27 protein-coding genes are annotated in these 25,899 nt (G+C 70.5%); 12 read left to right on the top strand and 15 right to left on the bottom strand.

All coding sequences use genetic code 11. The annotated features are described in order from the left end of the window. Nucleotides 1–100 precede the first annotated feature (100 nt). Nucleotides 101–319 carry a YqaE/Pmp3 family membrane protein gene (locus ACTIGN_RS12355; protein ID WP_439624219.1) on the bottom strand — a complete coding sequence of 73 codons (219 nt, stop codon included), beginning with the start codon at nt 317–319 and terminating at the stop codon, nt 101–103. A 235-nt stretch (nt 320–554) separates the two neighbouring features. Between ACTIGN_RS12355 and ACTIGN_RS12350 the strand changes: the two genes are divergently transcribed. The 3 genes from ACTIGN_RS12350 (at nt 555) to ACTIGN_RS12340 (ending at nt 2,554) form a co-directional block, all read left to right on the top strand. Further along, on the top strand, nt 555–938 hold the full coding sequence (locus ACTIGN_RS12350; protein ID WP_439624217.1) for a hypothetical protein: 384 nt from the start codon (nt 555–557) through the stop codon (nt 936–938). 113 nt (nt 939–1,051) lie between these two features. After that, nucleotides 1,052–1,513 carry a macro domain-containing protein gene (locus tag ACTIGN_RS12345; protein ID WP_439624215.1) on the top strand — a complete coding sequence of 154 codons (462 nt, stop codon included), beginning with the start codon at nt 1,052–1,054 and terminating at the stop codon, nt 1,511–1,513. A 93-nt stretch (nt 1,514–1,606) separates the two neighbouring features. Continuing rightward, nucleotides 1,607–2,554, top strand: coding sequence for a DUF1559 family PulG-like putative transporter (locus ACTIGN_RS12340; RefSeq protein ID WP_439624213.1), 948 nt, complete (start codon nt 1,607–1,609; stop codon nt 2,552–2,554). Nucleotides 2,555–2,717: 163 nt separating this feature from the next. Here ACTIGN_RS12340 and ACTIGN_RS12335 read toward each other — a convergent pair whose 3' ends face one another. The 4 genes from ACTIGN_RS12335 to ACTIGN_RS12320 all read right to left on the bottom strand — a co-directional run bounded on the left by ACTIGN_RS12335 (nt 2,718) and on the right by ACTIGN_RS12320 (nt 8,042). Then, nucleotides 2,718–2,984 (bottom strand): YgaP-like transmembrane domain, encoded by a 267-nt coding sequence (locus ACTIGN_RS12335; RefSeq protein WP_439624211.1) that lies wholly within the window; start codon nt 2,982–2,984, stop codon nt 2,718–2,720. 170 nt (nt 2,985–3,154) lie between these two features. Continuing rightward, nucleotides 3,155–4,684, bottom strand: coding sequence for a cytochrome B6 (locus ACTIGN_RS12330; RefSeq protein WP_439624210.1), 1,530 nt, complete (start codon nt 4,682–4,684; stop codon nt 3,155–3,157). 222 nt (nt 4,685–4,906) lie between these two features. Then, a complete protein-coding gene (locus ACTIGN_RS12325) occupies nt 4,907–6,229 on the bottom strand; it encodes a prenyltransferase/squalene oxidase repeat-containing protein (RefSeq protein WP_439624208.1) in 1,323 nt (440 codons plus the stop codon). Between the two features lie 190 nt (nt 6,230–6,419). After that, nucleotides 6,420–8,042 (bottom strand): hypothetical protein, encoded by a 1,623-nt coding sequence (locus tag ACTIGN_RS12320; RefSeq protein WP_439624206.1) that lies wholly within the window; start codon nt 8,040–8,042, stop codon nt 6,420–6,422. A 164-nt stretch (nt 8,043–8,206) separates the two neighbouring features. On the opposite strand from ACTIGN_RS12320, the gene ACTIGN_RS12315 reads away from it, so the two are divergent. After that, nucleotides 8,207–8,938 carry a DUF4058 family protein gene (locus ACTIGN_RS12315; protein WP_439624204.1) on the top strand — a complete coding sequence of 244 codons (732 nt, stop codon included), beginning with the start codon at nt 8,207–8,209 and terminating at the stop codon, nt 8,936–8,938. Nucleotides 8,939–9,082: 144 nt separating this feature from the next. Here the strand turns inward: ACTIGN_RS12315 and ACTIGN_RS12310 are convergent, their stop codons facing one another. Continuing rightward, entirely contained in the window at nt 9,083–9,529 is a 447-nt protein-coding gene (locus tag ACTIGN_RS12310) for an Imm1 family immunity protein (protein ID WP_439624202.1), read from the bottom strand. Nucleotides 9,530–9,672: 143 nt separating this feature from the next. Between ACTIGN_RS12310 and ACTIGN_RS12305 the strand changes: the two genes are divergently transcribed. From ACTIGN_RS12305 to ACTIGN_RS12290, 4 genes are all read left to right on the top strand, one after another. Continuing rightward, nucleotides 9,673–11,106, top strand: coding sequence for a DUF1501 domain-containing protein (locus ACTIGN_RS12305; RefSeq protein ID WP_439624201.1), 1,434 nt, complete (start codon nt 9,673–9,675; stop codon nt 11,104–11,106). Between the two features lie 7 nt (nt 11,107–11,113). Further along, nucleotides 11,114–11,659, top strand: a complete 546-nt coding sequence (locus ACTIGN_RS12300) for a hypothetical protein (RefSeq protein ID WP_439624199.1) — start codon at nt 11,114–11,116, stop codon at nt 11,657–11,659. 64 nt (nt 11,660–11,723) lie between these two features. Next, nucleotides 11,724–12,332, top strand: coding sequence for a Uma2 family endonuclease (locus ACTIGN_RS12295; protein ID WP_439624197.1), 609 nt, complete (start codon nt 11,724–11,726; stop codon nt 12,330–12,332). A 55-nt stretch (nt 12,333–12,387) separates the two neighbouring features. Further along, on the top strand, nt 12,388–13,323 hold the full coding sequence (locus ACTIGN_RS12290) for a vWA domain-containing protein (RefSeq protein WP_439624195.1): 936 nt from the start codon (nt 12,388–12,390) through the stop codon (nt 13,321–13,323). Nucleotides 13,324–13,413: 90 nt separating this feature from the next. On the opposite strand, the gene ACTIGN_RS12285 is transcribed toward ACTIGN_RS12290, so the two are convergent. The 5 genes from ACTIGN_RS12285 to ACTIGN_RS12265 all read right to left on the bottom strand — a co-directional run bounded on the left by ACTIGN_RS12285 (nt 13,414) and on the right by ACTIGN_RS12265 (nt 18,405). After that, nucleotides 13,414–14,322 (bottom strand): AAA family ATPase, encoded by a 909-nt coding sequence (locus ACTIGN_RS12285; protein WP_439624193.1) that lies wholly within the window; start codon nt 14,320–14,322, stop codon nt 13,414–13,416. Between the two features lie 363 nt (nt 14,323–14,685). Then, a complete protein-coding gene (locus tag ACTIGN_RS12280) occupies nt 14,686–16,281 on the bottom strand; it encodes a hypothetical protein (RefSeq protein WP_439624191.1) in 1,596 nt (531 codons plus the stop codon). A gap of 97 nt (nt 16,282–16,378) precedes the next feature. Further along, nucleotides 16,379–17,380, bottom strand: a complete 1,002-nt coding sequence (locus ACTIGN_RS12275) for a serine/threonine-protein kinase (RefSeq protein WP_439624189.1) — start codon at nt 17,378–17,380, stop codon at nt 16,379–16,381. Nucleotides 17,381–17,545: 165 nt separating this feature from the next. Then, nucleotides 17,546–18,043 carry an NUDIX hydrolase gene (locus ACTIGN_RS12270; protein WP_439624187.1) on the bottom strand — a complete coding sequence of 166 codons (498 nt, stop codon included), beginning with the start codon at nt 18,041–18,043 and terminating at the stop codon, nt 17,546–17,548. A 95-nt stretch (nt 18,044–18,138) separates the two neighbouring features. Further along, a complete protein-coding gene (locus ACTIGN_RS12265) occupies nt 18,139–18,405 on the bottom strand; it encodes a hypothetical protein (RefSeq protein WP_439624185.1) in 267 nt (88 codons plus the stop codon). Between the two features lie 210 nt (nt 18,406–18,615). On the opposite strand from ACTIGN_RS12265, the gene ACTIGN_RS12260 reads away from it, so the two are divergent. After that, nucleotides 18,616–19,503 carry a WD40 repeat domain-containing protein gene (locus tag ACTIGN_RS12260; protein ID WP_439624183.1) on the top strand — a complete coding sequence of 296 codons (888 nt, stop codon included), beginning with the start codon at nt 18,616–18,618 and terminating at the stop codon, nt 19,501–19,503. A gap of 1,572 nt (nt 19,504–21,075) precedes the next feature. Here the strand turns inward: ACTIGN_RS12260 and ACTIGN_RS12255 are convergent. The 3 genes from ACTIGN_RS12255 to ACTIGN_RS12245 form a co-directional block, all read right to left on the bottom strand. Then, nucleotides 21,076–21,432 (bottom strand): STAS/SEC14 domain-containing protein, encoded by a 357-nt coding sequence (locus ACTIGN_RS12255; protein WP_439624181.1) that lies wholly within the window; start codon nt 21,430–21,432, stop codon nt 21,076–21,078. Between the two features lie 183 nt (nt 21,433–21,615). Continuing rightward, nucleotides 21,616–21,990 (bottom strand): hypothetical protein, encoded by a 375-nt coding sequence (locus ACTIGN_RS12250; protein WP_439624179.1) that lies wholly within the window; start codon nt 21,988–21,990, stop codon nt 21,616–21,618. 126 nt (nt 21,991–22,116) lie between these two features. Further along, the gene (locus tag ACTIGN_RS12245) at nt 22,117–23,055 is read right to left on the bottom strand and encodes an SgcJ/EcaC family oxidoreductase (RefSeq protein ID WP_439624177.1); all 939 of its coding nucleotides are present in this window, start codon (nt 23,053–23,055) and stop codon (nt 22,117–22,119) included. A 175-nt stretch (nt 23,056–23,230) separates the two neighbouring features. On the opposite strand from ACTIGN_RS12245, the gene ACTIGN_RS12240 reads away from it, so the two are divergent. From ACTIGN_RS12240 to ACTIGN_RS12230, 3 genes are all read left to right on the top strand, one after another. Beyond that, a complete protein-coding gene (locus ACTIGN_RS12240; RefSeq protein ID WP_439624175.1) occupies nt 23,231–23,779 on the top strand; it encodes an AAA family ATPase in 549 nt (182 codons plus the stop codon). A gap of 146 nt (nt 23,780–23,925) precedes the next feature. Then, nucleotides 23,926–24,723, top strand: a complete 798-nt coding sequence (locus tag ACTIGN_RS12235) for an FKBP-type peptidyl-prolyl cis-trans isomerase (RefSeq protein ID WP_439624173.1) — start codon at nt 23,926–23,928, stop codon at nt 24,721–24,723. 53 nt (nt 24,724–24,776) lie between these two features. Continuing rightward, nucleotides 24,777–25,283, top strand: a complete 507-nt coding sequence (locus ACTIGN_RS12230) for a hypothetical protein (protein WP_439624171.1) — start codon at nt 24,777–24,779, stop codon at nt 25,281–25,283. Between the two features lie 39 nt (nt 25,284–25,322). Here ACTIGN_RS12230 and ACTIGN_RS12225 read toward each other — a convergent pair whose 3' ends face one another. Next, a complete protein-coding gene (locus tag ACTIGN_RS12225) occupies nt 25,323–25,481 on the bottom strand; it encodes a hypothetical protein (RefSeq protein ID WP_439624169.1) in 159 nt (52 codons plus the stop codon). Nucleotides 25,482–25,899: the final 418 nt, after the last annotated feature.

Raw genomic sequence — 25,899 nt, 5'->3', positions numbered from 1 at the left:
ACGGAGGGCGGCCCCTACCAGATCTCAGCTTTTGGTTCGTAGGGGCCGCCCTCCGTGGCGGCCCGCGTGAGGCGACGGATTTCAACACAGCAACTCGGCGTCACACCCGGCCGCGCGCCAGCGCGGAGCGGTCGAGCGCCCGCATGACGGCCGAGTACCGGCGGGCGGTGGCGTGGCGGTCCACCACGCCGAGGGCGTGCGTCAGGCCGGGCACGTACAGGCACATCGTCAGCCCGAGGTTGGCGGCGGCCGCGGACCGGTCCCCGGTCGCCAGGACGGCGAGCGGCGGGCAGATCACGGCGAGAGCGGTCAGCAGCATTGCACGGTCTCCGTCGCGGGCACCGCCAAGATAGCCGGGGTCCATGAAGCGCCGCTGAGACGCGGATGAGCCGCCCGTGAGACGCCCGGGGGGCCGGCGGTTGCGCGGAAAAATCGGCGCGACCCGCAAGCCGATACCGGCCGGCCCCTTCCGGCGTTGTGGGGCCCGCGCGTTTGACGCGCCGGCACCCGCGCCCTAAACCGTTCAACTCGCCCGTCACACCGAGGACCGCGGCATGCCGACTGTACGCCTGAAGCCCACGAGCGTCCGCGGAGTTTATCGGGGCACGGACGGGCGGGTGTACACGCGGGAGGACGGTGCCGAGCGGCCGTGCGACACGTGCGGGTGCTGGGCGCACACGCTCTACCACCTGGCCGGCCGAACGGTCTGCGGGCGGCACGTCGTCGTCACCGGCCGCGAGCGGATCCGCATGACCACGACGTTCGCGTGCCGGGTGTACGCCGCGGGCACGAGCGAGCCGCCGCCCCCGGGCACCGTCCTCCGCCGCGGCGACACGATGGCCGTGAGCGGCCCGCCCGAGCGGGTCGGGCGGTACGACCGGTTCCCCGTCGCCGGCGGGTTCATCCTCGTCCCCCGCAGCCGCTGGGCCTGGGAGTGACGCCCCCTCTGCGCCGCACCTCTCCTCTCCAGCACATGAGGTTCTGCCCGCCCGCTGCGAACGTGGGCCGGTGCGCCGGTGTCCCCGTCTGAGGTTCATACCTCGGAGGGGAAATGGTCATTACATGTCTCAAGGGCGATGCCACGTGCCCGCAGGCGCGTGGCACCAAGATCGTGTGCCACGTCTGCAACGACCTCGGGAAGTGGGGCAAAGGGTTCGTCCTGGCCGTCTCCCGGCGCTGGAAGGAGCCCGAGGCCGCGTACCGGACGTGGGCGGCCGCCGGGTTGAAGCTCGGTGAGGTTCAGTTCGTTCAGGTCGAGCCGCACATCTGGGTCGCCAACATGGTCGGGCAGCGGGGCGTGAGGACCGGGAGTTCCGGCCCGCCGATCCGCTACGCCGCGGTCGCCGCGTGTTTGCGACACGTGGCCCAGAAGGCACTCGAACTCGGTGCGTCGGTCCACATGCCGCGGATCGGGTGCGGGCTGGCCGGCGGCGAGTGGTCGCGGATCGAGCCGCTCGTCGAGGAGCACCTCTGCGGCCGCGGCGTGGCCGTGACGGTGTACGACTTCGGCTGACCGACCGACAAAATTCGGAACGCTCGTGAAAGGTTCGGCGGCGGGGTGCCATCACCCTTGCAGATCGAATCCACCCCCCACGAGGGTTCCGAGATGAAGCCGTCCCCTGCGGCCCGCGGGTTCACGCTGATCGAGCTGCTCGTCGTCATCGCGATCATCGCGGTCCTGATCGGGCTCCTGCTCCCGGCGGTGCAGAAGGTCCGCGAGGCGGCCGCACGGGCGAAGTGCCAGAACAGCATGAAGCAGGTCGCGCTCGCGGCCCACAACTTCCACGACGCGACCAACGCCCTCCCCGCGGGGATGAACAACGCCGTCGGGTCCGACGGCGCGGCCTACTCCGGCGAGGACCGCCGCGTGTGGTGCCACTACCTGCTCCCGTACATCGAGCAGCCCACGATGGGTCAGGCCGTCATCGACGTCGGCGCGACCAACGCCCTCTACGCCGTCGCCCCGACGGCGCAGTACGCCCCGACGCCGATCCCGTTCCTCACCTGCACGTCGGACCCGGCGTCGCCGAAGACCACCACGTTCGCGGGCAACCAGGGGTTCCACTCGAACTTCGTCGCCTGTGCCGGGAACACGCGGTTCAACGGGTCGAGCGGCACCGCCGCGTTCCAGTCGCTCAACGGGGTGTTCTCGCCGAACCCGGCCCTGCGGGTCACGCTCTTGGGGGTCACCGACGGCACCTCGAACACGGTGCTGGTGAGCGAGATCGTGCTGTCGCCCGACGCGGCCGGGCACGACACCCGCGGGCGGATCTGGAACAACGCCCGGTCGGGCGGCGTGCTGTTCAGCACGATGGGGACGCCGAACTCGAAGACGGTGAGCGACCGGGTGAACCACTGCCAGAGCATCCCGACCGCCCCGTGCGAGGCGGCGAGCGGCACCGACCTGCTCGTCCTGGCGCGGAGCCGGCACACGGGCGGGGTGAACGCCGCGATGGCCGACGGCTCGGTGCGGTTCGTCCGTGACGGTGTCGACCCGACCGCGTGGCTGGGGGCCGGCACCCGGGCCGGCGGCGAGGTGGCGGGCGACCTCTGAGAGCCCGCGGAACGAGGCAACGTGATCGGCACGAGGTCCAGGTGGTCGCCCCTCACCCATCCCGCCCGATTCACTCGCCGCGGTTGACGCTCACAGCCGCGGCGCAACGGGCAGGGCCGGGGAGTGATCCCCGGCCCTGTCGCGTTCCCGTGGTTCGGGAGAATCACCGCGCGGTGTTGACGCCGGCCGCGGAGTACAGCGAGCAGTGCCCGGTCTGGCCGCGGTAGATCAGCGACGCGCCGAGGGCCGCCAGTGCGAGCCCCAGCAGCCCGCCCTGGCCCAGGCCCGCGCCCGCGAGCACCGCCCCGCCCAGGGACGACGCCACCCGCTCGTTCGGCCCCACGTTCACCCGGCTGCGGCCCGGCCGGACCGGGTTGTCCAGGTCGCGGACGCCCTGGTGCGTCATCGGGAATTGAGTTGCGTTCGCCACGTCGGTTCTCCTTGGGTGTGATCGGACCACACGGACGGGGGATGACTCAGCAACTCGGGTGCCGGAGCGGATGGCCCGAGGCTGACGGGTCCTCCCGGACCCGAGCGGTCGGTGTCTCGTCCGGACCAGAACCAGACACGGACCCGCCGGCCGCGGTCACCGGCAACACGTCACAGGCACTTCAGGAACGCGACGAGGTCGGCCTTCTCGGCCGCGGTCAGGTTCAGCTCCAGCACGAGGTTGAAGAACTCGACCGTGTCCTCCAGCGTCAGGCACCGGCCGTCGTGCAGGTACGGCGGGCTCTCCTTGATGCCGCGGAGGGTGAAGCTCTTGATCGGCCCGTCGCCCGGCTCGTCGAGGAACCGCTCCAGGTGCAGGTCGTGCATCTGGTGGTCGAGGTAGAACGGGGCCGGGTGGCACACCGCGCACTTGCCCTTCCCGAAGAACACCTCCTCGCCGCGCTTCTCGCTGTCGCTGGCCCTCTTCGGGTCGAGGCGGCCGAGCAGGTTCAGCTTCGGGGCCGGGGGGAAGTCGAGCATCGCCTGGGCCTGCGACGCGTGCGGGATGTTCAGCCGCGGGATCTCCTGCATCCCCTTCTTGGCCGCCCGGATCGGGTCGCCGTTGAAGTACGCGGTCCGCTGCTCGAACTCGGTGAAGTCGTCGAGCGACCGGATGCTCCGCTTGCTCCCGTGGATCTGCTGGTTGAACACGCCGCGGAGGCTGGTCGTGTCGAGCCGGAACCGGCGCTCCTGCGGGCGGATGTCCGGGCTCAGGTGGAACTGCGCCGTGGTGTGACCGTTGACGTGGCAGTCGAAGCACGCGACCCCCATCTGCGGGTGCGGGGTCTTGCGGTCGTCGGTCAGGTTGAACTCCTCCTGGGGCAGCGGCGTCAGCAGCACCCGCATGCCCTCGAGCTGGACCGGCGTCATGATCTCCTTGAGCAGCTCGCGGAAGTTGCCCAGGTGGATCACCTGGCCGCGGGACACGTCGCCCAGCTCCGGCCGCTGCTGGAGGAACATCGCGGGCGGGAACTCGGGGAGGAACTCTTCGGGCAGGTCGAACTCGACGTCGAACCGCTCCAGCCGCGGGAACATCTTGATCTGCATGGCGGGGAACACCTGCCCGCCGTTCGCGTGGAGCGGGTGCGGCAGCGACGGGTACGGGAACGCGCCGGCCTTCTTGACCTCGGCCGGCGACATGCCCGCGAGCTTCTCCCACGTCACGCCCTCGGCGAGCCTCGCGGTCGGGCCGACGCACAGCGGCTTGCCGCGGGCCATCTTCGTGGCCTCGTCGAACTTCGGCTTGAGGTCGTACCGGGCCTCGAGGAGCTTCCGCTGGGCCGCCGCCACCTTTGGCCGCGCCTCCGACTCCTTCTTCATGACCTCGGCGAGCGTCTGGAACGGGTGGTCGGCCCCGAGCGGGTCGCGGGAGAACTCGAACCCGGTGATGCGGCCGCCGTTGGGCTGGTCCTTGAGCGCCGGCGTCAGGGGGGCGGGCTTCTTCCAGTCGAACTTCTCGGACTTGTCGTGCGCCGTTTCCTTCTGCTCGGGCCGCTCGACCGGTGCGGCTTTGGCGGCGACGGCCTCGGCGGCCGGGTCGCGGACGGGCCTGGTCTTGTCGTCCGGCCGGGCGATGAGAAACGCGCTGCCGAACAGGAGGCCGGCCGCGAAGAGGGCCGCGGGCTTCGTCGTAGGTGGCATGGAGTCCTCCGGACCTGGGAGAAAGGTGGGAACCCACCGTAAGGTCCGAAGAAGCACATCCCATGCCGCGACGTGGGGGACCACGTGCCCCGGGGTTGGCACCCTGGGGCACGCGGCCGCCCCCGTTCGGGGGCTCAGTGCTCGGAGTCCCGGAGGGACGACAGTCCGTAGCCCAGGGTGTGAACCCTGGGACCGATGGTACCAACCCCGGGTTCGGGTGCTTCACGGTCGGGGCGTGGCGCAGGTCGCGAGCGCCGACACCGCGCTGCACGTTGCGACGAGCGGGTCGTTCTCGCGGACCAACTCGACCGCGTTCACCCAGCTCCCGTCGGGCTTCTGCCGCAGCACCAACTCGCGCGACAACTCGTCGGCCCAGGAGCGCCCGTCGGGCAGCGCCAGCTTGAGGTCGCGGAACGCCTTGGCGGCCGACGCGGCGTAGTAGAAGTACACCGCCTCGCGGTTCGGCTCGTGCGCCTTCACGTAGGTGCCCGGGTGCGTGTCGGCGCGGAAGTGTTGTTCGAGCCACCAGCGAGCGACAAGTGGACGCAGGGGATCATCTCCCGCACCCCGATCGCAGATCGCCAAGGCGCGAACCCCATCCGCGGTCGCGCTCCCGTAGGAGTTGAAAGTGTGCGACGGACCCGGTTCCGGTTCCACAGCCGGTTCGGGTCGGAAGGCGTGCTTCATGTCGAGCTTGAGCCCGGGCGGGGCATCTCGGAACGGTACGATCCCGGCCTTGTTGCGAGTCGGGTCGTCGTAGATGAAGTGGAACCCGCCGTCGATGCCTTTGATTTGAAGCGTCACGAACGGCCAGTAGTTGTGACACCGGCGCACGAACAGAACCGCCGCCTTCGCGGTGGCGTCGTCGAGTTCGCCGGCGGTCTTGAGCGCGTCGAGCGCGAACAGCGTGGCAGAGAGGTTCGACTCGATCAGCGCCGGGGCGATGGCGTTCGGCTCGGGCTTCTTCGGCAGCACGCGGCAGTAGCCCCACCCGCCGTACGGCTTCTCGTTCGGCTTCCACCCGAGCGCCTCGGTCAGTTGCCGCTCCTTGAGGTACTTCACCCACCCGTCGCGGGCCACGAGGAAGTTGTGCGCCGTCGGGTGCGAGTACGCCTTGATCGCGAGCGCGGCCGTGTACAGCGGGTAGTCGAGCCCGTCCGGTCCGGGGTCGATGGTGCCGTCCTTGCGGGACAGCTTCGCGAGCCACGCGACGCCCTTCGTGATGGCCGCCTCGACCGCGGGGGTGCGGGCGCCGGCGTCGTGCGCCTCCTGGAGCGCGACCACGGCGAACGGCGTGAGGGCGGTGCCGTCCTTGAACGTGGCGTACACGTCCGACCGCCACGCGCCGTCGCCGCTTTGCTTCGAGAGGAGGTGGGTCACGCCGTGGGCGAGCGCCTCGCTCGCGGGCCTGCGGGTGACGGGCCGCGGGGCCGGGATGCCGTCGTCGGTTGGGGCGGTGACCACGACGTCGGGGACGGGAGCCGGGCCGCGCGAGCACCCGGCGAGACAGAGGAACGCGGCGAGGGCGGGGAGGGCGCGACGCATGACGGGGTTCCTGCGACGGGGCGTTGGGAAGCGAAGCGATGGCACGCGGACGACGCGGACGAAAGACCGGATCAAGAGGATCAGACAGGACCGCATTTCAAAGACCGGTCTTCATCTGATCGGCTCCTCATCTTGTCTTTCATCCGCGTCGTCCGCGTGCCATCGCTTTCTGTCTTACTACACGCGCTGGTCACTTCGCGGGTGCCGGGCCGCCCGGCTGCGACTCGCCCGTCTTCGGCTCGGCCGGCTTGGCCTCCTTCTTCTCGCGAGCGGCCTTGATGACCTCGGTCGGGAACGGGGTGCGGTCGGCGAGCAGGACGAGCAGCGCGCCGGCGGTGCAGAACGTCTTGCCGGTGATGCAGTGGTGCCCCTGCCAGCTCCCGTCCTTGTCCTGGGCCTTTTCGAGCCCCTTGACCATCTTGGCGTCCCAGTCGTCCCAGTCCTTGCCGCCGAGGAGCACGAGGGTCTCGCTGATGTTCATGAAGCTCAGGAACTCCTCGCCGCCGTTGTTGCCGAACCCGGCGACGAAGTTGTCGTTGCGGACGTTCTTGGCGAGGTCGGCCTGCACCTTGTCGTTCTGGACCTCGGCGACCTTCACCTCTTCGAGCTTCTTCTCGGCGCGGTCCCGCTCGTCCTTCGGGGCCTTGTCGTCGGCGAGCACCTTGCGGGCCTTCTCGGCGTCGAGCCGGAGGCTGTTGACGACGTCCTGGTAGTTGCCGGCCCCCTGGCCGACGCGGTACAGGGCGACGCCCGCGTCACCGGCCTTGCCGGCCATCGCGGCCACCGCCGGGGGGGCCGCCGCGACCCCGCCGGGGCCGGCCGGCTTCGGGTCCGCGGCCGCGACCGGGGCGGTGTTGTCGACGGAACTCTTCGCCTGCGCCAGCACCCGGGCCAGCGCCTTGTCGTCCACGACCGCGCCGCGCTCCTTGGCCCGCACGAGGCTCTTGTTGCAGATGCCCATCGAGAGCGTCGTGGCCCACCCGTTGTTCCCGGCGAACCCGCCGTCGGCCGTCTGGTGCCGCACGATCTTGGTCATCGTCTTCTCGAGCGCCGCGACGAGTTGCTTCTCCTGGTCGCCGGACTTGCCGCGGAACTCGGCCAGCACGAGGTTCACGAGGAACGTGTCGACGTAGTTGCCGATCTTGCTCTGGAGCTGGGTGCCGCGGACGTCGGTGACGTACAGCGAGTCCTTGTCGGCCTTCTCGACCCGGGCGATGACGTACTTCAGCCCCTTCTGCACCGCGTCCTTGTACTCGCCCTCGGTGGCCGTGCTGCCGGCCCGCAGGAGCGCGAGGAGCACGAAGCAGGTGTTGCCGATGTCCGACGGGTCCTCGACCTTCGCGCCCTCGACCCGGCCGCCGCCGGTGCCGTTCCGCCACCCGCCGCCCTGGTTCCACCCGCCGTCGTCCTGCTGGCCCTTCACGAGGTACTCGAGCCCCTTCTTCACCGCCGGGCTCAGGTCCTTCGGCTTCACCGCGAAGTCGGTCTTCGCGATCACGTCGCCGACCTTCACCGGGGCGACCGTGGTGTCGGGCTTCGAGTCGGCCGCGCCGCCGGGCGCCCGGACGGGGCCGAGACCGCCGCGGTCGGGCCGCCGGAGCTCGTCGATGCTGCGGACCGGGGGCGGCTCGTCGGCCGGGGAGACCGGCCGCTTGGCCGGGGGGCCGTTGGGCGGGTCGACCGGGAGGAGCCGCCGGACGTCGTCCGGGAGCGCCTTGATCGGCTTGTCCTGGGCGAGGAGGAAGTTGGTGCCGGCGATGCCGGTGACGCCGAGCGCGGTGGCGACGGCCAGGGGGCGGAAGAGCTTCTTCATCGTCGGGACTCCGCGAACCGGAGGAAGGGGAGGTGCCGCGGGCTCCTGTGCCCGCGGCGTGTACTCTACCCAGTCAGACGACAAAGGTGGGTAACGGGTTGGTAACTCGCGCGAGGGGCGAGAAACCCCCGGTTCTGGTACACTGCGCCGCAGGAGGACCGCACATGCCGCTCCGCGACCACTTCCACGCGCCGATCTTCAAGCGACACGCCTGGGAGGGGTTCCACGGGCAGTGGCCCGCAATGATCGTCCTCCAACTGGTCGGCCACATGCCGAAGGGGTACATCGTCGAGCCCCGGGTTCACCTGGGCGCGTTCTACGAGATCGACGTGACCGGATTTGAAAGCGACGGTGCGCCCCCCCCCGGGGGCGGGCTTGTTACCACAACCGCCGCGCCGGCGGCTTGGGCAGTACCCGCGCCGACGGCGACGCTCGACGCCGGTCAGCCGGAACCGTACGAGTACGAGGTTCTGGTGTACGACGAGAACCGAGCCCGGCGGCTCGTGGCGGCCGTCGAGATCGTCAGCCCGGCGAACAAGGACCGGCCCGACCATCGAAAAGCATTTGTGACGAAGTGTGCCGCCCTGCTTCGAAATGATGTGTGCGTGTCGATCGTCGATCCGGTCACGCTCCGGCACGGGAACCTTTACGTCGAACTCCTCGCTTCCTTGGACTTGACCGACCCCACGTTCGGGCCGGACCCGCCGGAGTTGTACGCCGTCACCTGCCGTCAGCGAACCGGTCGGAGTAAGACTTATTGGGACACATGGGCCTACGCACTCGAACTCGGGCGTGCGCTCCCTACGCTCCCGCTGTGGTTGGCCGAGGACTATGCCGTCCCGCTCGACCTGGAAGCGACCTACGAGCAGACCTGCCGTGCGCTCGGCATCCCCTGAACAAATTTCGTTACCCCGGCGGCGCGACGATCTCGCGGAGCAGTTGCGGGTACACGGCCCACGACTGCGTGTGGGGTGACGCGGGCCAGCCGTGAATCGGCGCGGCACCTCCGTGGTCCGGTCATTTTATCGGGGGCGGTCCGGTCAATTGTCGGCGTTCGTGTCCCAGCCGGTGTCGTCCGAGTCCACCCAGTTGACGCGCGGGTCGCGCCCGCCCGTTTCGCAGAAGTGCCGCACCGCCTCGGCGCACTGCTCGCGGGTGAGGCAGAAGTCGCGGGGTATGCGCATGGTGTTCTGCCCCGCCCACGGTTCGGCCACCTCGGCTCGACCCAGGTTCGCGTCGGGGACGTAGGCGACGCGCGTTCGCCGGCGGTCCACGATCTCGGTAAAGATCGCTTCGACGTAGAAGCCGAACCTGGTCAGCATCAACGCGAACGTGGGCGAGTCCTTGACTTTCGTAAATGCGACAGAACCGTGCGCCGCCCCGGCCCGCCAATAGGCACCATCTCCGCTGCGGATCAGCCGGAGTACCTCGTCGAGAGCATCGTACATCGTCGGGCCGTCGGGGGGACTGAAGTAGAGTTTCTCCACCGTGCCTCTCCACAAGTCGGTCGGGACACTCGGGCCGTGAGCGTCGCCCACTCCGCGAGTGGCGTCACTTTATCGCAACCGGTTCGTGGTTGCACGCGGTCGCGGGGTCGCGCAGACTGGTGCTACCTGCCAGGAGCGCTGCCATGCTCTCTCACCCCTCCCCGTCCCGTCGGTTGGCCCTTCAAGCCGGTGCGGCCGGTCTGCTCGGCCTCGGAATCGAGCACCTCGCCCCGCTGCGGGCCGCGGCCGCCGACGGGGCCAGGCCCCGGGCGGCGGCGAAGTCGGTGATCTACGTCTTCCTCTCGGGCGGGCTGGCACAGCACGAGAGCTTCGACCCGAAGCCCGACGCGCCGGACGGCATCCGCGGCGACTTCGGCACCACCGCCACGAAGACGCCCGGCCTCCGCATCACCGAGCACCTCCCGCGGCTCGCGGCCCGCAGCGACAAGTGGGCCGTCGTGCGGTCGTTCACGCACCGGTCGAACGACCACTCGCTCGGCCACCACATCATGCTGACCGGGCGGTCCGACGCGCCGACCGGGTTCAGCCCGGCCGCGCCGAAGCCGACCGACCACCCGAGCCTCGCGGCGATCGCCGGGGCGGTCACCCGGCCGCGGAACAACCTCCCGCCCGCGGTCGTGTTGCCCGAGAAGCTCGTCCACAACACCGGCCGCGTGATCCCCGGGCAGTTCGCCGGGGTGATGGGCCACCTCCGCGACCCGTGGTTCCTCGAAGCGTCGGCGTTCGAGCCGAAGGCCTACGGCGCGTTCCCCGAGTACGAGTTCGACCACCAGCAGCGCGACTACAAGGCGAAGCGGCGCGGGTTCGTGCTCCCGGACCTGGGCCTGCCCGAGGGGGTGGACGGCGAGCGGTTCGGCGGCCGGCTCGGCATCCTCGCGGCGATCGACGAGCAGCGGAAGTTGCTCGACTCGGCCGGCAACATGGGCGCGTTCAGCCACTCGCGGGCCGACGCGGTTTCGCTCCTCACCGACGAGCGCGTCCGCCGGGCATTCGACCTGAACCGGGCCGACCCGAAGGACCTCGACCGCTACGGCCGCAACTCGTTCGGGTGGTCGCTGCTGATGGCGGCGCGACTCGTCGAGGCCGGGGTGAACCTCGTGCAGGTGAACCTCGGCAACAACGAGACGTGGGACACGCACGGCAACGCCTTCCCGCACCTCAAGGACCGCCTGCTGCCGCCGACCGATCGCGCGCTGTCGGCGCTGCTCGACGACCTGGAGCAGCGCGGGCTGCTCGGCGACACGCTGGTGGTGATGGCCGGCGAGTTCGGCCGCACGCCGCGGCTGAGCACGCTGAAGTCGCACTACAAGGGGCCGGGCCGGGACCACTGGGGGGCGGTGCAGTCGGTGTGGTGCGCCGGCGGCGGGGTGGCGGGCGGCCGCGTGGTCGGCTCGTCGGACAAGAACGGCGCGTACCCCGCGACCGACCCGCAGACGCCCGAGAACTTCGCCGCTACGATCTACTCGGCTCTTGGCCTGCCCAAAACTGTGGCCTGGACCGACGCCGAGGCCCGCCCGCACCACCTGTACCACGCCGACCCGATGCCACTGTCGTGAGCCCCGAATGCCGTACCAGGTTCCGTGCGAGTGCGGGAAGTCGATCACCGTGACCGGGGCCGACGCGGGCGCGTCGGTCCGCTGCGGGTGCGGCAAGACGGTCGAGGTGCCGCCGCTGCACAAGCTCCGAAAGGCCGATGGCGAAGCATCGGTCCCGATCCTCGTCCAGGTTCGAACTCAACTCGTCGCCGGACAACTACCCGGAACTCGCGATTGTGCGTGCTGTGGTCAGCCCAACTCCGGAATGATGCGAGTTGCCGTCGCTTGCGAGCACGAAGCCGGGAGCACGGATCGCAGTGGCGTCGAAAAACTCGGCTGCTTGCTCCTTCCCTTCTTCTTCGGGTGGTTACTCGCGTTGATTGCCCTCCTGGGAATGAAGCGCGTGCGGAAGCAGGCTCTCGACGTGGCTGTCGTGCTACCTCTGCCGGTGTGCGAAGCGTGCCAACCGAAGTTGCACACACCGGACGCGATCCGCCAAGCTCTCAGCGCCATTCCCATGTACGAATCGCTCCTGAGGCATTATCCGCAGGCACAGGTGAGCCGGCGTGGGTGACAACCCGGCTGGCACTGCGGCCGAGCGCCACGGTATAACGGTGACGTTCTCGCGGAGGCATCGCATGTCCACGGCCACGACGCAGATCACGCCGACGTTTCTGGGCTATGCCTCGATCCCTCGATTTTCCCTTCGCCAGTACCAGCGGATGATCGAGTCCGGCAGTCTCACCCCCGACGACAAGGTGGAGTTGCTCGAAAACTACCTGGTGCTGAAGATGCCCCGGAACCCCGTACACGACGGCACCGTCCTTCGGATCAGCAAGCGACTCGCACGTCGGCTCCCGGCCGGGTGGGACATCCGGAGTCAATCGGCCGTGGTCTTCTCGGACAGCCAACCCGAACCGGACCTTGCGGTCGTTCCCGAGGACAAGGACGATTACACGACGCGCCACCCGTCAGCTACCGACGCGCGACTGCTGATCGAGGTCGCGAACACGTCGCTGCTCCGCGACCAGCAGGACAAGGCCCGCATCTACGCCCGCGGCAGCGTCGCGTGCTACTGGATCGTGAACCTCGACGACCGCCGCGTCGAGGTTCACGCGCAGCCGTCCGGGCCGTGCGACGCCCCCGCCTACGCCTCGATCCTGCACTACGCCGCGACCGACAGCGTGCCGCTCGTGCTCGACGGCGTCGCGGTCGCGACCGTTCCCGTTGCTGATCTGTTACCCTGACGCCACACCGAAACTGCACTTCCGGTCGCGCCAATCCTTCGATATGTCCCGCGACATGGGGCAGCCTCCGCGCTCGAAAGCGAACCGCTTCCGTCTCGCGCTTGCAGGGTCGGTCGTCGTTCACGTCCTTCTCGTGAGCGTGGCGTCGGTCGCGCTGCGGCCCGGCGGCGGTGCGTCGGGGCCGACCGAACTCGACACGCGGGTCGGCGACGTCGCGCTGCGGCTCGCGCCCGAAGAAGTCTCGGTGACCGTTCAGACCCCGGACCCGCCCCAGCCGCCGCAGCCAGCGGTCGAACCCGATCCGCCCCAGCCCGAGCCGCCGGCACCGGAGCCGCCCGTCGCGCCCGAAGTGCCCAGGCCGCGGGCCGAGGGCACCGCTGGCACACGCACGCCGGTGAAGACGAGCGTTCCGAACGCGCTACCGGCGGAAGTGGTGTCGCTCATCCGCCGACCGAAGCCACAGGCGCAGCCCACCGCGGTTCGTGATCCGAACGTGCGCCCCGCCGGCGCGACCACGCCCGCCGCCCCGCTGACGCCCGCGATTCACGGCGCGATGAGGGCCGGGCAGACCGTCGTGTACGTCCTCGACTGCTCCGGCAGCATGGGCGAGTTCGGGAAACTCACCCTCGCGCGTGCAGCGCTCGTTATCACGCTGCGCCGCCAACCCGCCGACTTGCGGTTCCAGGTGCTCGCGTACAGCAGCGCGGCGAAGCCCCTCGTGCCCGGTCCGAGCGCGCCGGCGACCCCCGCGAACATCGCCGCGGCCGAGTCGGCGCTCGGGACGCTCAAGGCGAGCGGTCGCAGCAACCACGTCGAGGCGGTTCGGGCCGCGCTCGCATTGCGGCCGGACGTGATCGTGGTGCTGACCGACGCCGAGGAGCTGACCGCGGCGTCGCTGAAGGCGGTGCTGAACGGTGCGGGGAAGCCGGCGCCCGTGTGCGTCGCCCGCGTGAGTGCGCACGGCGTCGGCGTGCCGCGCGAGGTGAAGTGAGGCGAGCGGGGGGCGTGAGCCCCCCGAGCGAAGCGCCCGACGCGAACAGAAGAACTCGGGGGGCTCACGCCCCCCGCTCGCCCGAAGCAATCAGAACGGAAGGCTCGCGTCGGTCGGCGTGCCGTTCTGGTTCGCCTCCGGCGCGTTCGCGAACTCCAGGCTCGACGGGTTGTGCGCGTCGAGGCTCTTGAGCAGCACCGTCGCCTCCTCCAGACTGTTCCCCAGGCAGCACACGCTGATGACCACCTCGGCGAGCGCCGCGAACGGCAGCCCGTCGGTCAACTCCACCCACTTCGCGAGTTCGGCGGGGGCGAGGTCGGGCACCTTGCGGTCGAAGTACGCCCCGCGGACCCGGGCGTCCGGCGCGTCGATCCGCAGGATGCGGTCGAACCGCCGCGGCCGCGACACGATCCGCCGGTCGAGCTTCTCCGGGTAGTTCGTGCTGGCGATGTTCACCGCCTTGTTCACCTGGCTGTTGCCGTCGAGCCACTGGAGCAGTTCCGAGTCGCCGTACTGCTCGATGATCGCGTCGATGTCCTCGAAGATGCACACGATCGGCCGCTCGGGCTCGACCTCGCGGAACTGCTCCGCGGCCCGGATGAAGCTGTACGGGTGCTGGCAGAAGAACGCGACGTTCCCCTCGGCCACGACCGAACTCACGAGCTGATGGATCAGCGACGACTTCCCGCACCCCTGCTTGCCGTACAGCAGGTACCCGCGGCGGTGCAGGAACCCGTACCGGGCGAACCGCTCGCCGCTGGCCCAGAACAGCTTGATCTCGCCCAGCACCTTCGCCGGGAGGCTGTCGGTGAAGTTGATGAGTTCGTCGACCTGGAGGTCGCGGGCGTGGTAGTGCGGGTTCCCGCAGTTGTCGAGCGACACCGTGTACGCCCCGGCCGGGAGCGCGTCGGTCGTCCGCCCGCACACCTGGAAGTGGTTGGGGCCGGCGACCATCCACTGGTAGCCGAACTCGTTGCGGACCGGCAGGCGGGTGACCATGTGTGCCTCGGGTTGGGTGCCAACGAGAAGACGGCGGCCGCGCGAATGTGGTTCGCGCGAACGGAGGTAAGGGGGTTGTAACCGGCGGGGTGGGGAGATGCAGTGTCGGTAGTCGCACACGCCCCAACGGGAACCCAGGGTTGGCACCCTGGGCTACGCACTGCCGCCCCCTCCGGGGGCTCGGGCGGTGGGTTTGGAGTCCCGGAGGGGCGGCGGCCCCTTGGACCCAGGGTTGGCACCCTGGGCTACGCACTGCCGCCCCCTTCGGGGGCTAAATGCTCGGAGTCCCGGAGGGACGACAGTGCGTAGCCCAGGGTGCAAACCCTGGGTCCGAGGGGCCAACCCCGGGTTCCCGGGGTTCTCTCACTCCGCCTTGCGGCCCTGGTTGGCGTCGAGCCACTTGCGGAGGTTCGCGTCGCAGTCGGCGAGCCCGCGGCGGGCCACGGCGTAGGTCGCGGCCGCGAGCAGCGCGAACCCGCCGGCCCAGGCCCAGGTGATCCCGCTCCGCACCGGCAGGTAGCACGCGGCGGTCGGCACGAACGCCGCGACCGCCTCCAGGTCGGCCCGCAGGAGCGCGAACAGCAGCAGCGGGAACCCGAGGGTCAGCACGGTCGCGGTGCCGCCGGCCTGGTTCCCGGTGCCGAACGCCCGGAACCCGACCGCGAACGAGAACGCCCACAGCGCGATGCCGCCGGCCGCGGCCGCCAGTGCCTCGTACCAGTGCGCCCGGCCCGACACGGCCAGCGCCGCCCACACGAGGCACGCGATCCAGAAGTAGTCCCGGCCCCGCCGCCACGCCGCGGCCCGCGAGGCGTGCCAGTAGTCGCCCGCGTTCAGGTCGGTGAGGAGCAGCAGTTCGAGGCGCTTGCACCGGTCCGCGACGGTCGGGTCCCACAGGCCGAACTGGAACGCGGCCGGCACCGCGGCCAGTACGCACATCGACGCCGCGACCATCGGCGGCCCGCCCCACAGCTCGAAGATCAGGAACGGGGCGCGGCCCATCCACGACGGCCAGTCGTCGCCCGCCACGATGAACGCCGAGTACAGCAGGCAGAACCCGCCCGCGAGGTACACGTTCACCCGCCCCGAGTACTCCATCACCCGCCGCACCGCCCACCACGACAGCGGCCGCTCGCCGATGCGCGCCGACTGGTCCGCGCGGTTCGATTCGAGCGGCTTGTAGTGCCGGTCGTGGAAGTGCCCGCGGAGGCGGAACGCGGCCCGGGCGGTGAACGCGGCGGCCATCGCGGCCCCGATCAGGTTCACCGTCACGAACCCCGGCCACTGTGTCCCCGGGCCCTCGCGGAGCAGGAACCAGTTCCGCGCCACGCCGAACGGGTTCTCCTGGAACATCCGCATCACGGCGTTGAACACCCACTCGCCGACGTCGGGCGGGAGCCCCGAGATCCAGAGCTGCAACTTCTCGCCCGCGAGGATGCCGACGACGAGGTAGAACAGCACGCCGAGCAGCGCGACCACCTCGCCGACCCGGCGGACCGGCACCGGTTCGTAGGCCCACACGGTCAGCCCGAGGGCCGTGACCACGCCCCAGAGGAACGGCATGAACCCGAGCGGCCACAGGTCGGCGGGGATGACGAGCCCCTGGAGGACCATGACCAGCAGCACCGGCAGGCCGGCGAGTGACACCAGGGCGAACCGGCCGACGCCGACCAGCGCCTCGGCGACGAACACCCGGGGCGGCCGCAGCGGCGACACCATCAGGAACTCGAGCGCCTGGCTCTTGGGGATCTGCGCCAGTCGCCACCCGACCAGCGACGCCCCCTCGACGACGCCCAGGACGAGGGCGATCTGCCCGACGGCCGCGAGCCGCTCCGGGGTGTCCGCGTTGGCGGCCCCCCAGCCGAGGCAGGCGACGAGCAGGACGTGGAGCGCGGCGGCGCGGCGGAACGTGAGGTGCCGGGCCGGGGCCCGCATCGTCGTGGTGAAGAACTGGAGCATGGGAAGTGCGGAGTGCGGAGTGCGGAACGCGGAGCGGAAGACGACGTAGCCGGTCGGGGTTCCGCGTTCCGCACTCCGCGTTCCGCACTCGAACGGGTCAGGTGAGGTCCTTGCGGCGGAACAGGCCGGACGACGGGCCGCCGCCGAGCGAGATGTTCGGGTTCGACGCGGGCCGCGGGGGCGAGTCGTCCTTGACGATCTTCCACGGCCCCGTGTCGTCCTCGCGGGTCGGCTTGAGCTTCTGGGCCCGCAGGACCGCGGTCACGAACTCCTTGCAGCTCGGGAACCGCGACGTGGGCACGGCCGAGAGCGCCCGCTGGAGCACCGGCCGCTCGGGCTCGGGCAGCGGGGACAGGTCCGGGAGCGGGCGGATGTAGCTCACCGACGGGTCCGACGGGGTCGGCGGGAACGGGAGCAGCCCGGTCCGCAGCACGAAGTACGTGACCGCGAGGCTGTACTGGTCCGACTGCTCGGAGTAGTACCCGATGAACGCCTCGGGGGCCGCGTAGGCCGGGGTGCCCTGCTGCGGGCACGGGGTCCGGGTGCCGTGGGTCGCGGTCGCCAGCCCGTGGTCCGTGAGCTTCGCCACGTCGCCGACCAGCAAGATGTTGCTCGGCTTCACGTCCCCGTGCTGGAACCCGACCCGGCGGCCGTCGAGGACGTGCTTGCGGGCGTTCAGGAAGTCGAGCGCGTCGGCCACCTGCCACATGTACAGCCCGAGCATCGCCGGCTCGAGCTGCTGGCCCAGTTCGTTCTGGTACACGAGCATCAGGTCGAGGAGCGTGGCCTCGGCCAGCTCCATGTTGATGACGATGTACCCGGGCAGCGACCACACCGCGTTGTGCTTGATGAGGTGGGGGTGGTCCATCACCAGGAACGACTGGAGCGTGCGGATCTCGCGGGCGGTCGTCGCGGCGTTCGAGCTGGGCATGAACTTGAGCGCGACCTGCTCCCCGCCGGGCGCGTCGCACTCCCACACCTCGGCGAACCCGCCGCGGCCGCGGACGCGCTTCAGCCGGTACCCCGGCGAGGGCTCCGCACCGACCTGGAGATTCAACGCCCCGGGGGTGTTGGATCGGATCTTCGGGAAAAACGTCAACGCCGCCTCCCCTTCGTGGTAAGCGGGCCACACGGTGGTTCTGCCGGGGCGTCGGCGGCAGCGGTGCGAGTCGCGGAAACTCTAGCATACCCGTCGCGACCCGTCGCGGCTTTCCGGTAACCTTTGCGAGTCGAGCGGCGAATTTCGGCCACGGGCTTAATTCTGTCACGCTCGCGGAATAGTTGTCAAGCGCCAACCGAGTGGCTTTCCGTCGCGGTACGGCATCACCCCGTGGAACTGTGGGCCGCCACGGTCGAACACCAGCGGGAGGAAGTACCGGTCGCCGTCCCACAGGGGTAACGCACCGACCTGTTCCACCGGCACCCATTCCAGAGTGCCCTCGGGGTTGGCCGCCGGGGGGGTCCCGGTGAACCGCGTCACCCGGAACACGAACCCGAACCAGTCCTCGCCCCGCTTGCCGAACCCCGGCCACGAGACCGTCCCCGCCAGCTCCACCGCGTCGCACTCGATCCCGGCCTCCTCCCGGAGCTCCCGCTTGAGCCCCGCGACCACGTCTTCGTCGGGCTCCAGCTTCCCGCCCAGGCCGTTGAACTTCCCGAAGTGGGGGTCGTCCGGGCGGGCGGTCCGGTGGACCATCAGCACCGACCGCCCGTCGGGCGAGAACACGTAGCCGAGGGTGGCGAGGATCGGGGTGTAGGGCATGGGGTCTTGAAAATTCGAAGCACGAAGCACGAAATCCGAAAGGAAAACCAGGAGCCCGTGTCTCCCTTTCGGATTTCGTGCTTCGAATTTGCTTCTTATACCTGGGGCGGCGGCTTGAGGTTCGCGATGATCTTGCGCACGGCGGCGAGGTCCTCGTCGCTGACCCCCTCGCGGCGGCGGTACCGGCGCTCCAGGGCGTCGAGGAGGGTGTCCCACATGTCGCGGGTGACCTCGGGCGGCGGCTCCCAGTTGGTCCGCCGCTTGAACCGGACCCGGAACTCCCACACCCGCGCGAACTTCCGGGCGGAGACGTACCTCCGTTCTCCCGTGTCGGGCGCGGCGTCGGTCCATTCGATTTCCACGGTCGAATCTCCTTCCCCGCCCCGGTAGAATCCAGATTAGACGAGCGGACAGAACCTCAGGAGAGCAGAAGCCGGACGCGAAGGCCGAGGGCGCTTCGCTTTTCGCCCGCTGCCCTCTGTCCTCTGGGCTCCTGTCCCCTTGTTCTTAGCAGATGCCGCACGGCTCGGTATAGCCGGACCCGGCCCCTTCGGGTTGCGGAGTCGAGACAGATGCTGCTCTACGAGGATCACCTTGCGGTCGCGCGGCCCTCCGTGGTCTACGCGCTCGCGTTCTCCCCGGACGGCTCGGCCCTCGCCAGCGCGGCGCGGGACGGGTCCGTGTTCCTCCGCGACTTCGGCGGCGGCCGGCAGCTCCTGTGCGAGCCCGGCCCGGACACCCCGCCGGTCCACGCCGTCGCGTTCACCGCCGACGGCACCGGCATCTTCCTGGGCGGCTCGGCCGGGTGGCACGGGCGGCGGTTCAACGGCCGCACCTGGGAGCCGTTCGGCCCCTCGAACGCCACCCCCGTCACCTCCCTCGGCCTGATCGACGACCGCACGCTGGCCGTGGGCGTCGGCGACCGGATGAAGTCCACCGCCGGCAAGCTCGAACTGTGGGACACCGTCACCGGCGCGCGGCGGTCGCCGTACTGGCCCGAGCCCAACGGGGTGCGGGCGATGGGCGTGTGCCCCGGGAAGCGGGTCGTCGCCTGGACCGGGTACAACAAGGCCCGCGTGTGGGACATCGTGAAGGCCCGGCCCATCGACTTCCCGCAACAGAAGCCGTGCCCCGCCGTCGGCCTGAGCCCCGACGGGAAGAACGTGGCCGTCGCGGTGGACTACGCGACCCGGGTGTACGGCATCGAGAAGCGGCAGTTGCGGCTGGAGCTGAGGCACAAGGCGATCGTCTCCGCGGTGGCGTTCAGCCCGGACGGGGCGACGATCGCGACGGGGAGCTGGGACAACACGGTGAAGCTCTGGGACGCGGCGACGGGGCGGGAGCGCGAGGCGTTCCGCTGGCCCATCGGCCGCGTCCTCTGTTTGGCCTACGCGCCCGACGGGCTCCGGCTCGCGGCCGGCGGCGACCTCGGCTCGGTCGTCGTGTGGGACACGGAGTGATCCCGCGTTCGCTCCGCTCGCACCCACTTGGCACGCCGCGTGCAACACACTTGTGCGGCGGGGTGACCGCGAAAGGGCTGATTGGGCGACAGCTCTCAGCGGATCACCCCGCCACTTTTCATTTCTGCCGCCCGCACCCCGTCTCGCACGTCCGCACCGCACAAATCCACTCGCTTCACCCCTACTTCACCCCCGCTTCAACCTTGAACGAGCGCCTCGGGCCGGAACGTTCCGACTTGCTGGCGACCGTGATCCCGTGCCACCCACGTTCGGGACGTTCGCCCACCCGCCCTCGGAACGGAACTTCCCAACCCCGGCGCCGTGCTTCGCAGCGGCACCAGCGACCCGTACCGTTCGGGGCCCGCGCACTTTTCCGCGAATCCGGTTTGACGCGGCCCCGGCCGTTCGGCATGTACAAATAGCCACGTTTTCGCCGCGGCACCCAGCGGCCCCAGGGTTTGCACCCTCCGCCCCAGAACCCAAAGTTCACACCCTGGGCTACGCACTGTCGTCCCTCCGGGACTCAAAACCAACCAATTGCCTGAGCCCCCGAAGGGGGCGGCAATGCGTAGCCCAGGGTGCAAACCCTGGGTCCGCGTCCGACCCACGCATCTCCTACCCCCGAGTGCCCCGATGCCCACCGCCACCCTCGACATGGAGACCGTGGACGCCCGCGCCGCGGACCTCCGCGCCGACGGGTGGACCTGGACCGCCACCGCCCGCACCCTCGACATCGACCCCGAGGAGCTGAAGGCGCTGTGCCGCGGCAACCCGGTCTATCGACGCCGACTCGCCGCCGCGCGGCGGGAGTTGATGCAGGACACGCTGACCGAGTCGATGCTCGTGCTCCGCGTGCAGCTCCGCACCGGGAACCCGTCGGAGGGGCAGAAGGCGGCCGAGGCCCTGTGCCGGATCGAGAACACGTTCACCCGGCACCGGAACGCGCGGGCGAAGGAGCGCGCGAAGCGGCCCCCGCCGGACCCGCGGCTCGCGACGCTGGACGACGCACGGATCGCCCGCCAGCGGTGGTTCGCCAAGCAGGTCGACGAGGAGCTGGCGCGGCTGGGCGAGGTGTACGAGAAGGTGGACCCGAACGACTTCTGGGACCGGAGCTACGCCTCCCTGGTCGTGTGGAAGCGGCGGCTCGCGGGCGAGCTGGTCTACCCCGGCGACCTCCCGCCCGACGACCCCGACGCCACCGGCGACCTCGTGCCCAACGCGCCGACCGACCCGAGCGCGCCGACGAGCGACGCGGCGAACCCGGGTGAAGCGTGCGCGCCGTACGATCTCGACGGCGCGGCCCCCTCACCCGCCGCGAAGCGCGGCGACCTCTCCCCCCGGACGGGGGGCGAGGTGGGGCTGGTCGGGCTTCTCAGCAGCGAGGCGGGGAGATTAGTTCAGGAAGAGGCCGGCGCGCCCCACCTCGCCCCCGGTCTCGGGGGAGAGGTCGCGACGAGGCTCTGCGAGTCGCGGGTGAGGGGGCGTCACCTCGACCCGACCCCAAACGCGCGGTCCCGTCCCGTCACGACAGCCGAACATTCCGCACCCGCGCGTCCCGCACCGGGCGCGGGCTCACGCCTCCTGGAGCCAGGCCCAGGCCTGGTCGATCTCGGCGGCGTCGAAGTACTTGACCTTGGCGGCGGTGAACGGGGCGCACACCTTCGCCATCCACTTCTGCCACGTGGTCTCGCCGACCATCGCGATCCGCTCGATGGTGCGGCAGTGGGTGGTCGAGAACTTGATGTCGTCCCACAGGGCGTGCATGTCCCACCCGTGGAAGTCGTGGAACTGCGCGAGGAGCCGGACCTTGCCGCCGGCGGCGGCCGCGTCGATGGCGGGCACGAACGTCTTGTAGTCGGCGTCGTGCAGCTTGCCCGACATCTTGAACCCGAGGACCTTCTCGGACGGACCGGGGAGTTGCTCGATCACGGTGCTCTCCTTGGGGGAACGGGGCGGTGCGGAGCCGCAAGGGCAGGGGCGGTCTCTGTTGTAGCCGGCCCCGGTGGGGCCGGCGCGACGGGCTCCCGGGCGCGTCCGGGGTCACCGACCCCGGCGACAGCGCACCGGGTCGGATCACCCGCCGCCGCCGCCGAGCGCGTCGCCGCGCCCCCGTTAGCGGTACAGCCCGTTGGCGGCCGCGGCGGCCGTGTTGGTGCGGTAGTTCGAGCCGAGCCCGGTGTTGTACCCCCAGGCCGGGCCGCCCCCGACGGTCCCGACGCCCCGGTACCCGTACGCGCCGGCCCCGCCGTACCCGGCACCCGCACCGTACCCGGAGCGGTACACGCCGTCCCCAGCCCCGACCGCGGTGGTGCGCCCGCCGACGGCGACGCCCCGCGGGGTGGACACCGCCGTGGCCCCGGTGTGGTAGACGCCGCCCGGCCCGACGTGCGTGTACCCGCGGTGGACCGCACCGTACGCGCCCGCGTCGGTCGGGGTGGCGAGAGCGACCAGCGCGGCCGCGGCCGCGAGAGCAAGCTTGTTCAACATGGGTGGTTCCTCAGGGGGTGGTGGGTGCGCGGCGGGCACGTTGCCGCCGAGCCACGGGGCTTGTCCCCGTGGTCTTCCGCGCCTCCCGGCACCACGGGGACAAGCCCCGTGGCTCGACGGCGGGGCTCACTTCGCGCGCTTCATCTTGACCACCGGGCCGTCCGGCGCGGCCGCGCCGTCGACGGTCACCTGTGTCGGCTGCCAGGTCAGGTGGTCGGCGTCGACCATGGTGATGACGTTCGCGAGGCTGACCTTCTTGCCGTCGGCGGTGCGGGCGGTCGTCTTCAGGGTCCACTTCGCGGCGTCCTTGTCCTTCGCCCAGACGGCCTCGCCGAACCCGCCGCCCGAGTAGAACGACCACGACCGGACCTGCTTGTCGACCGCGTCCCACCCGATCCACTGGGTGCCGCCGGCGACCGGCTCGCCGTTGAGCGTGGCGGCGAAGTGCGACACGATGAAGTTGCCGTTCTCGGCCCACTCGTAGGACGCGACGCCGGACGCGCCCTTTTCCGCGGCCTCGCCCTCCCAGTCGCCGAGGAGCCACTCCAGTTCCTCGAAGTGCTCGGCGTGGGTCGCCGGGTGGGCGACGGTCTCGCGGACGCTCTCGAAGAACCACGCGCCGCCCTTCTTGACCAGCACGGCGGTGAACGTGCCGGTCGTCGTCGCGCCGCCCCCGGCCGGGGTCACCTGGGTGGTGCCGTCCTCGATCGCGGCGTCGGTGCCGACCGCCCGCACCGAGGTCACGGCCACGGTGAGCTTCGCGCCCTTGTTTGCGGCGAACAGCTTGGCGTACAGTTTCTCGATCTCGGCCCGGCCCTTGTACCGGCGGCCGAGCTGGTCGACGTAGTCGCCGTCCGGGGTCCAGAACGCGGCGACGGCCTTCGCGTCGCCCTTGTCGAACGCGGCGACGAACTCCGCGGCCCGTGCGCCCTTCGCCTCGGCGGGCGCGGCGGTTTTGGCCTTGTCGTCGGGCGCGGCCGCGGGCCGGCCGGCGGTGCTGAACTGGGCGACCGCGAGGGCGGCGGCCCCGCACAGCGCGAGGCCGAGTGTGGTTCGGGTCGTCATGGTGCGGTTCCTGAGAGGTGCGAACGCCGTCCGGAGTTATTTGCGGCCGCGGCGCGGAACATGACACCGATTCGCCGCGACCACCGTTCCGAGCCCTGCGTTTCCGCACAATCTAAGGGAGCGGACCGACCGTTCCCAATGAAATTCGGAAGATCACGCGCCGCGGGGAGCCCCGATGTTGATCGCCATGGCCGGCCTGCCCGGGACCGGGAAGAGCACCCTCGCTGCGGGCCTCGCGGCCCGACTCGGGGGCGTCGTGCTGAGCAAGGACGTGGTGCGGGCGGCGCTGTTCCCGCCCCCGATCCTCGACTACTCCTCGGCGCAAGACGACGTCGCGATGGCGGCGGTGTTCGCGGCGGCCCGGCAGGTGCTCACCGGGAACCCGACCCGCGTCGTGATCCTCGACGGCCGCACGTTCCGCAAGGCGGCGCAGGTCGAACCGCTGCTTTCGCTGGGCCGCGACGTGGGTCAGGCGCCGCTGGTGATCGAGTGCGTGTGCGACCCGGCGACGGCCCGCGACCGCCTGGACCGCGACGCCGCGACCGGCGCGCACCCGGCCGGGAACCGCACGGGCGCGCTGCACGCGGCCGTGAGCGCGACCGCCGAAGCGCTCACCGTGCCGCGGCTCACGCTCGACACCGGCGCCCTGACCGCGGACGACGCGCTGGCGCGTGCGCTCGCGTATGTTGGCCAAAATCCGCCCCCGCCGGACCGCACCGCGTAAAATGCGCACCCCGGGCTTTGCCGGAAAGCTCGAAATTCGAAGCACGGAATCCGAAAAGAACGCACCGACCTCCGGGTCTTCCTTTCGTGCTTCGAGTTTCGTGCTTCGAATTTTCAGGCCGAGCCGGACACGAAGGAGCGCCCGTTATGCGTCTGTTGTTGCCGCTGGTCTGCGTCGGGGTGGCGTTCGCCACCGCGTCGCCCGCACAGGAGAAACCCGTGGAAGCGCCGAAGTTGCCGGACCTGCAGTCGAAGGAATGGGCCAAGCAGAAGTCCGGCCTCGAAATCTGGGACGCGAAGGTGGGCGACGGTGCCCTCGTCAAGGCCGGGGCCAAGGTCAAGGTCCACTACACCGGGTGGCTCACCACCGGCGAGATCTTCGACTCCAGCGTCCTGCGCAAGGAGCCGATCGAGTTCCCGCTCACCGGCGTCATCAAGGGCTGGCAGGAGGGCATCCCCGGCATGAAGGTCGGCGGCGTCCGCCGGCTCCGCATCCCGGCCGAGATGGCCTACGGGAACCGCGCCGTCGGCAAGATCCCGGCCGGCTCGACGCTCGTCTTCGAGGTCGAGATGATCGAGGTATGGGCCAAGCCGGAGGTGCCCGACCTGAAGGCCGCCGAGTGGAAGAAGCTCGACAACGGCCTGGAGGTGTGGGACGTGAAGGTGGGCGAGGGCGAGGCGGTGAAGGCCGGCGGGACCGTGACGGTCCACTACACCGGGTGGCTCACCAACGGCAAGGAGTTCGACTCCAGCGTCGGCGGGAAGCCGGTCTCGTTCTCGCTGAACGAGGTGGTGAAGGGCTGGGGGCTGGGCATCCCCGGGATGAAGCCGGGCGGCGTCCGCCGGCTCAAGATCCCGCCGGACCTCGGCTACGGCAAGCGCGGCGCGGGCGACGACATCCCGCCCGACTCGACGCTCGTGTTCGAGGTCCAGCTCATCAAGTGAGTTGAACTGGGCGGGGACCAGCGCCCCGCCCGCCACTTCTGCCACCGACCACCATGCCCACCCCATCACCCGCACTGGCCGACCTGCTGGCCGCACTTCCGACGGCCCCGCTCGGGCCGGGAACGCCCGTGGCGGCCGCGAGGCCGAAGCTCGCTGCGCTGACCGACGACGAGCTGGGCGCGGTCGCCGACCGCGACATGGCCGCGTGCTGCCGCTCGGGGCTGTGGCTGGCGTTCAACTACCTCGACGAGTCGCACACGATCAGCCAGGACGTCGGCACGAGCACGGGGAGTCTCTGGCACGCGATCATGCACCGCCGCGAGCCCGACGCCTTCAACAGCAAGTACTGGTGGAACCGCGTCGGCCCGCACCCGGTGCTGGCGCTGCTCCGCGAACGGGCCCCGACCGTGGGCTACACGTTCACCACGCCCGAAGCGTTCGTGGACTTCTGCGAGGCGGCCCGCGGCACCGGCTCGGCCGACGAGGAACTCGCGCAGCGGGTGCAGATGCTCGAGTGGCGACTGCTGTTCGACTGGTGCCTGGAGCGGGCAATTGCGTAGGGCCGGCTGTGCCGGCCAACCGGTCACGGGACCGCAGCGTCAGCTCTTGCCGCGCACGAGATCGACGACCCAGCACCCGCGGACGTGGACCTGCTGCGGGTCGCGGCAGTGCGCCAGGACCGCCTCGTGCTCGCACCCGGCGTCCTGGAGCGCGTCGGCGAGGATGGGCATCGCGCTGAAGTCCCGCGACTCGTACATGTGCCGCGCCAGTGACACCGCCGTTGACGTGCGCCACTCGGAGGAGAAGGCGACGGGGCGGAACGGGTTCCCGAAGATGTCGCGGAGCCAGCCGACCTGGGTCGCCAGCTGCCGACCCCGTTCGATACTGCTGGCATCTGCTAATGAGGGCTGATCGCGTTCGGGAGAAGCTACGACCGCGGCCCATGCAAGGGCGTTGGCGGTATGTTCGCCGCAAAAGTAGCCCGCCGTAAAAACATCAGGGTGGATCGCCATCGCGGCTGCGAAAGAACCCACTTCAAGAACTTTTCGCCTGGCGTACTCGCTGCTGTCGGCACTCTCGCGAGCGTGGGCGAGCGCGTCTTGAGAGGCCAGCCCAGCATCAGAATGTACCGCTGCGCGGCCGCGCAAGCCTCGGCTTCCGCGCTCGGCATTCTCT

The organism is Gemmata sp., assembly GCF_051859125.1.
In the GTDB taxonomy this organism is placed as follows: Bacteria; Planctomycetota; Planctomycetia; order Gemmatales; family Gemmataceae; genus Gemmata.
This window is presented reverse-complemented; position numbering and strand designations above follow the sequence as displayed.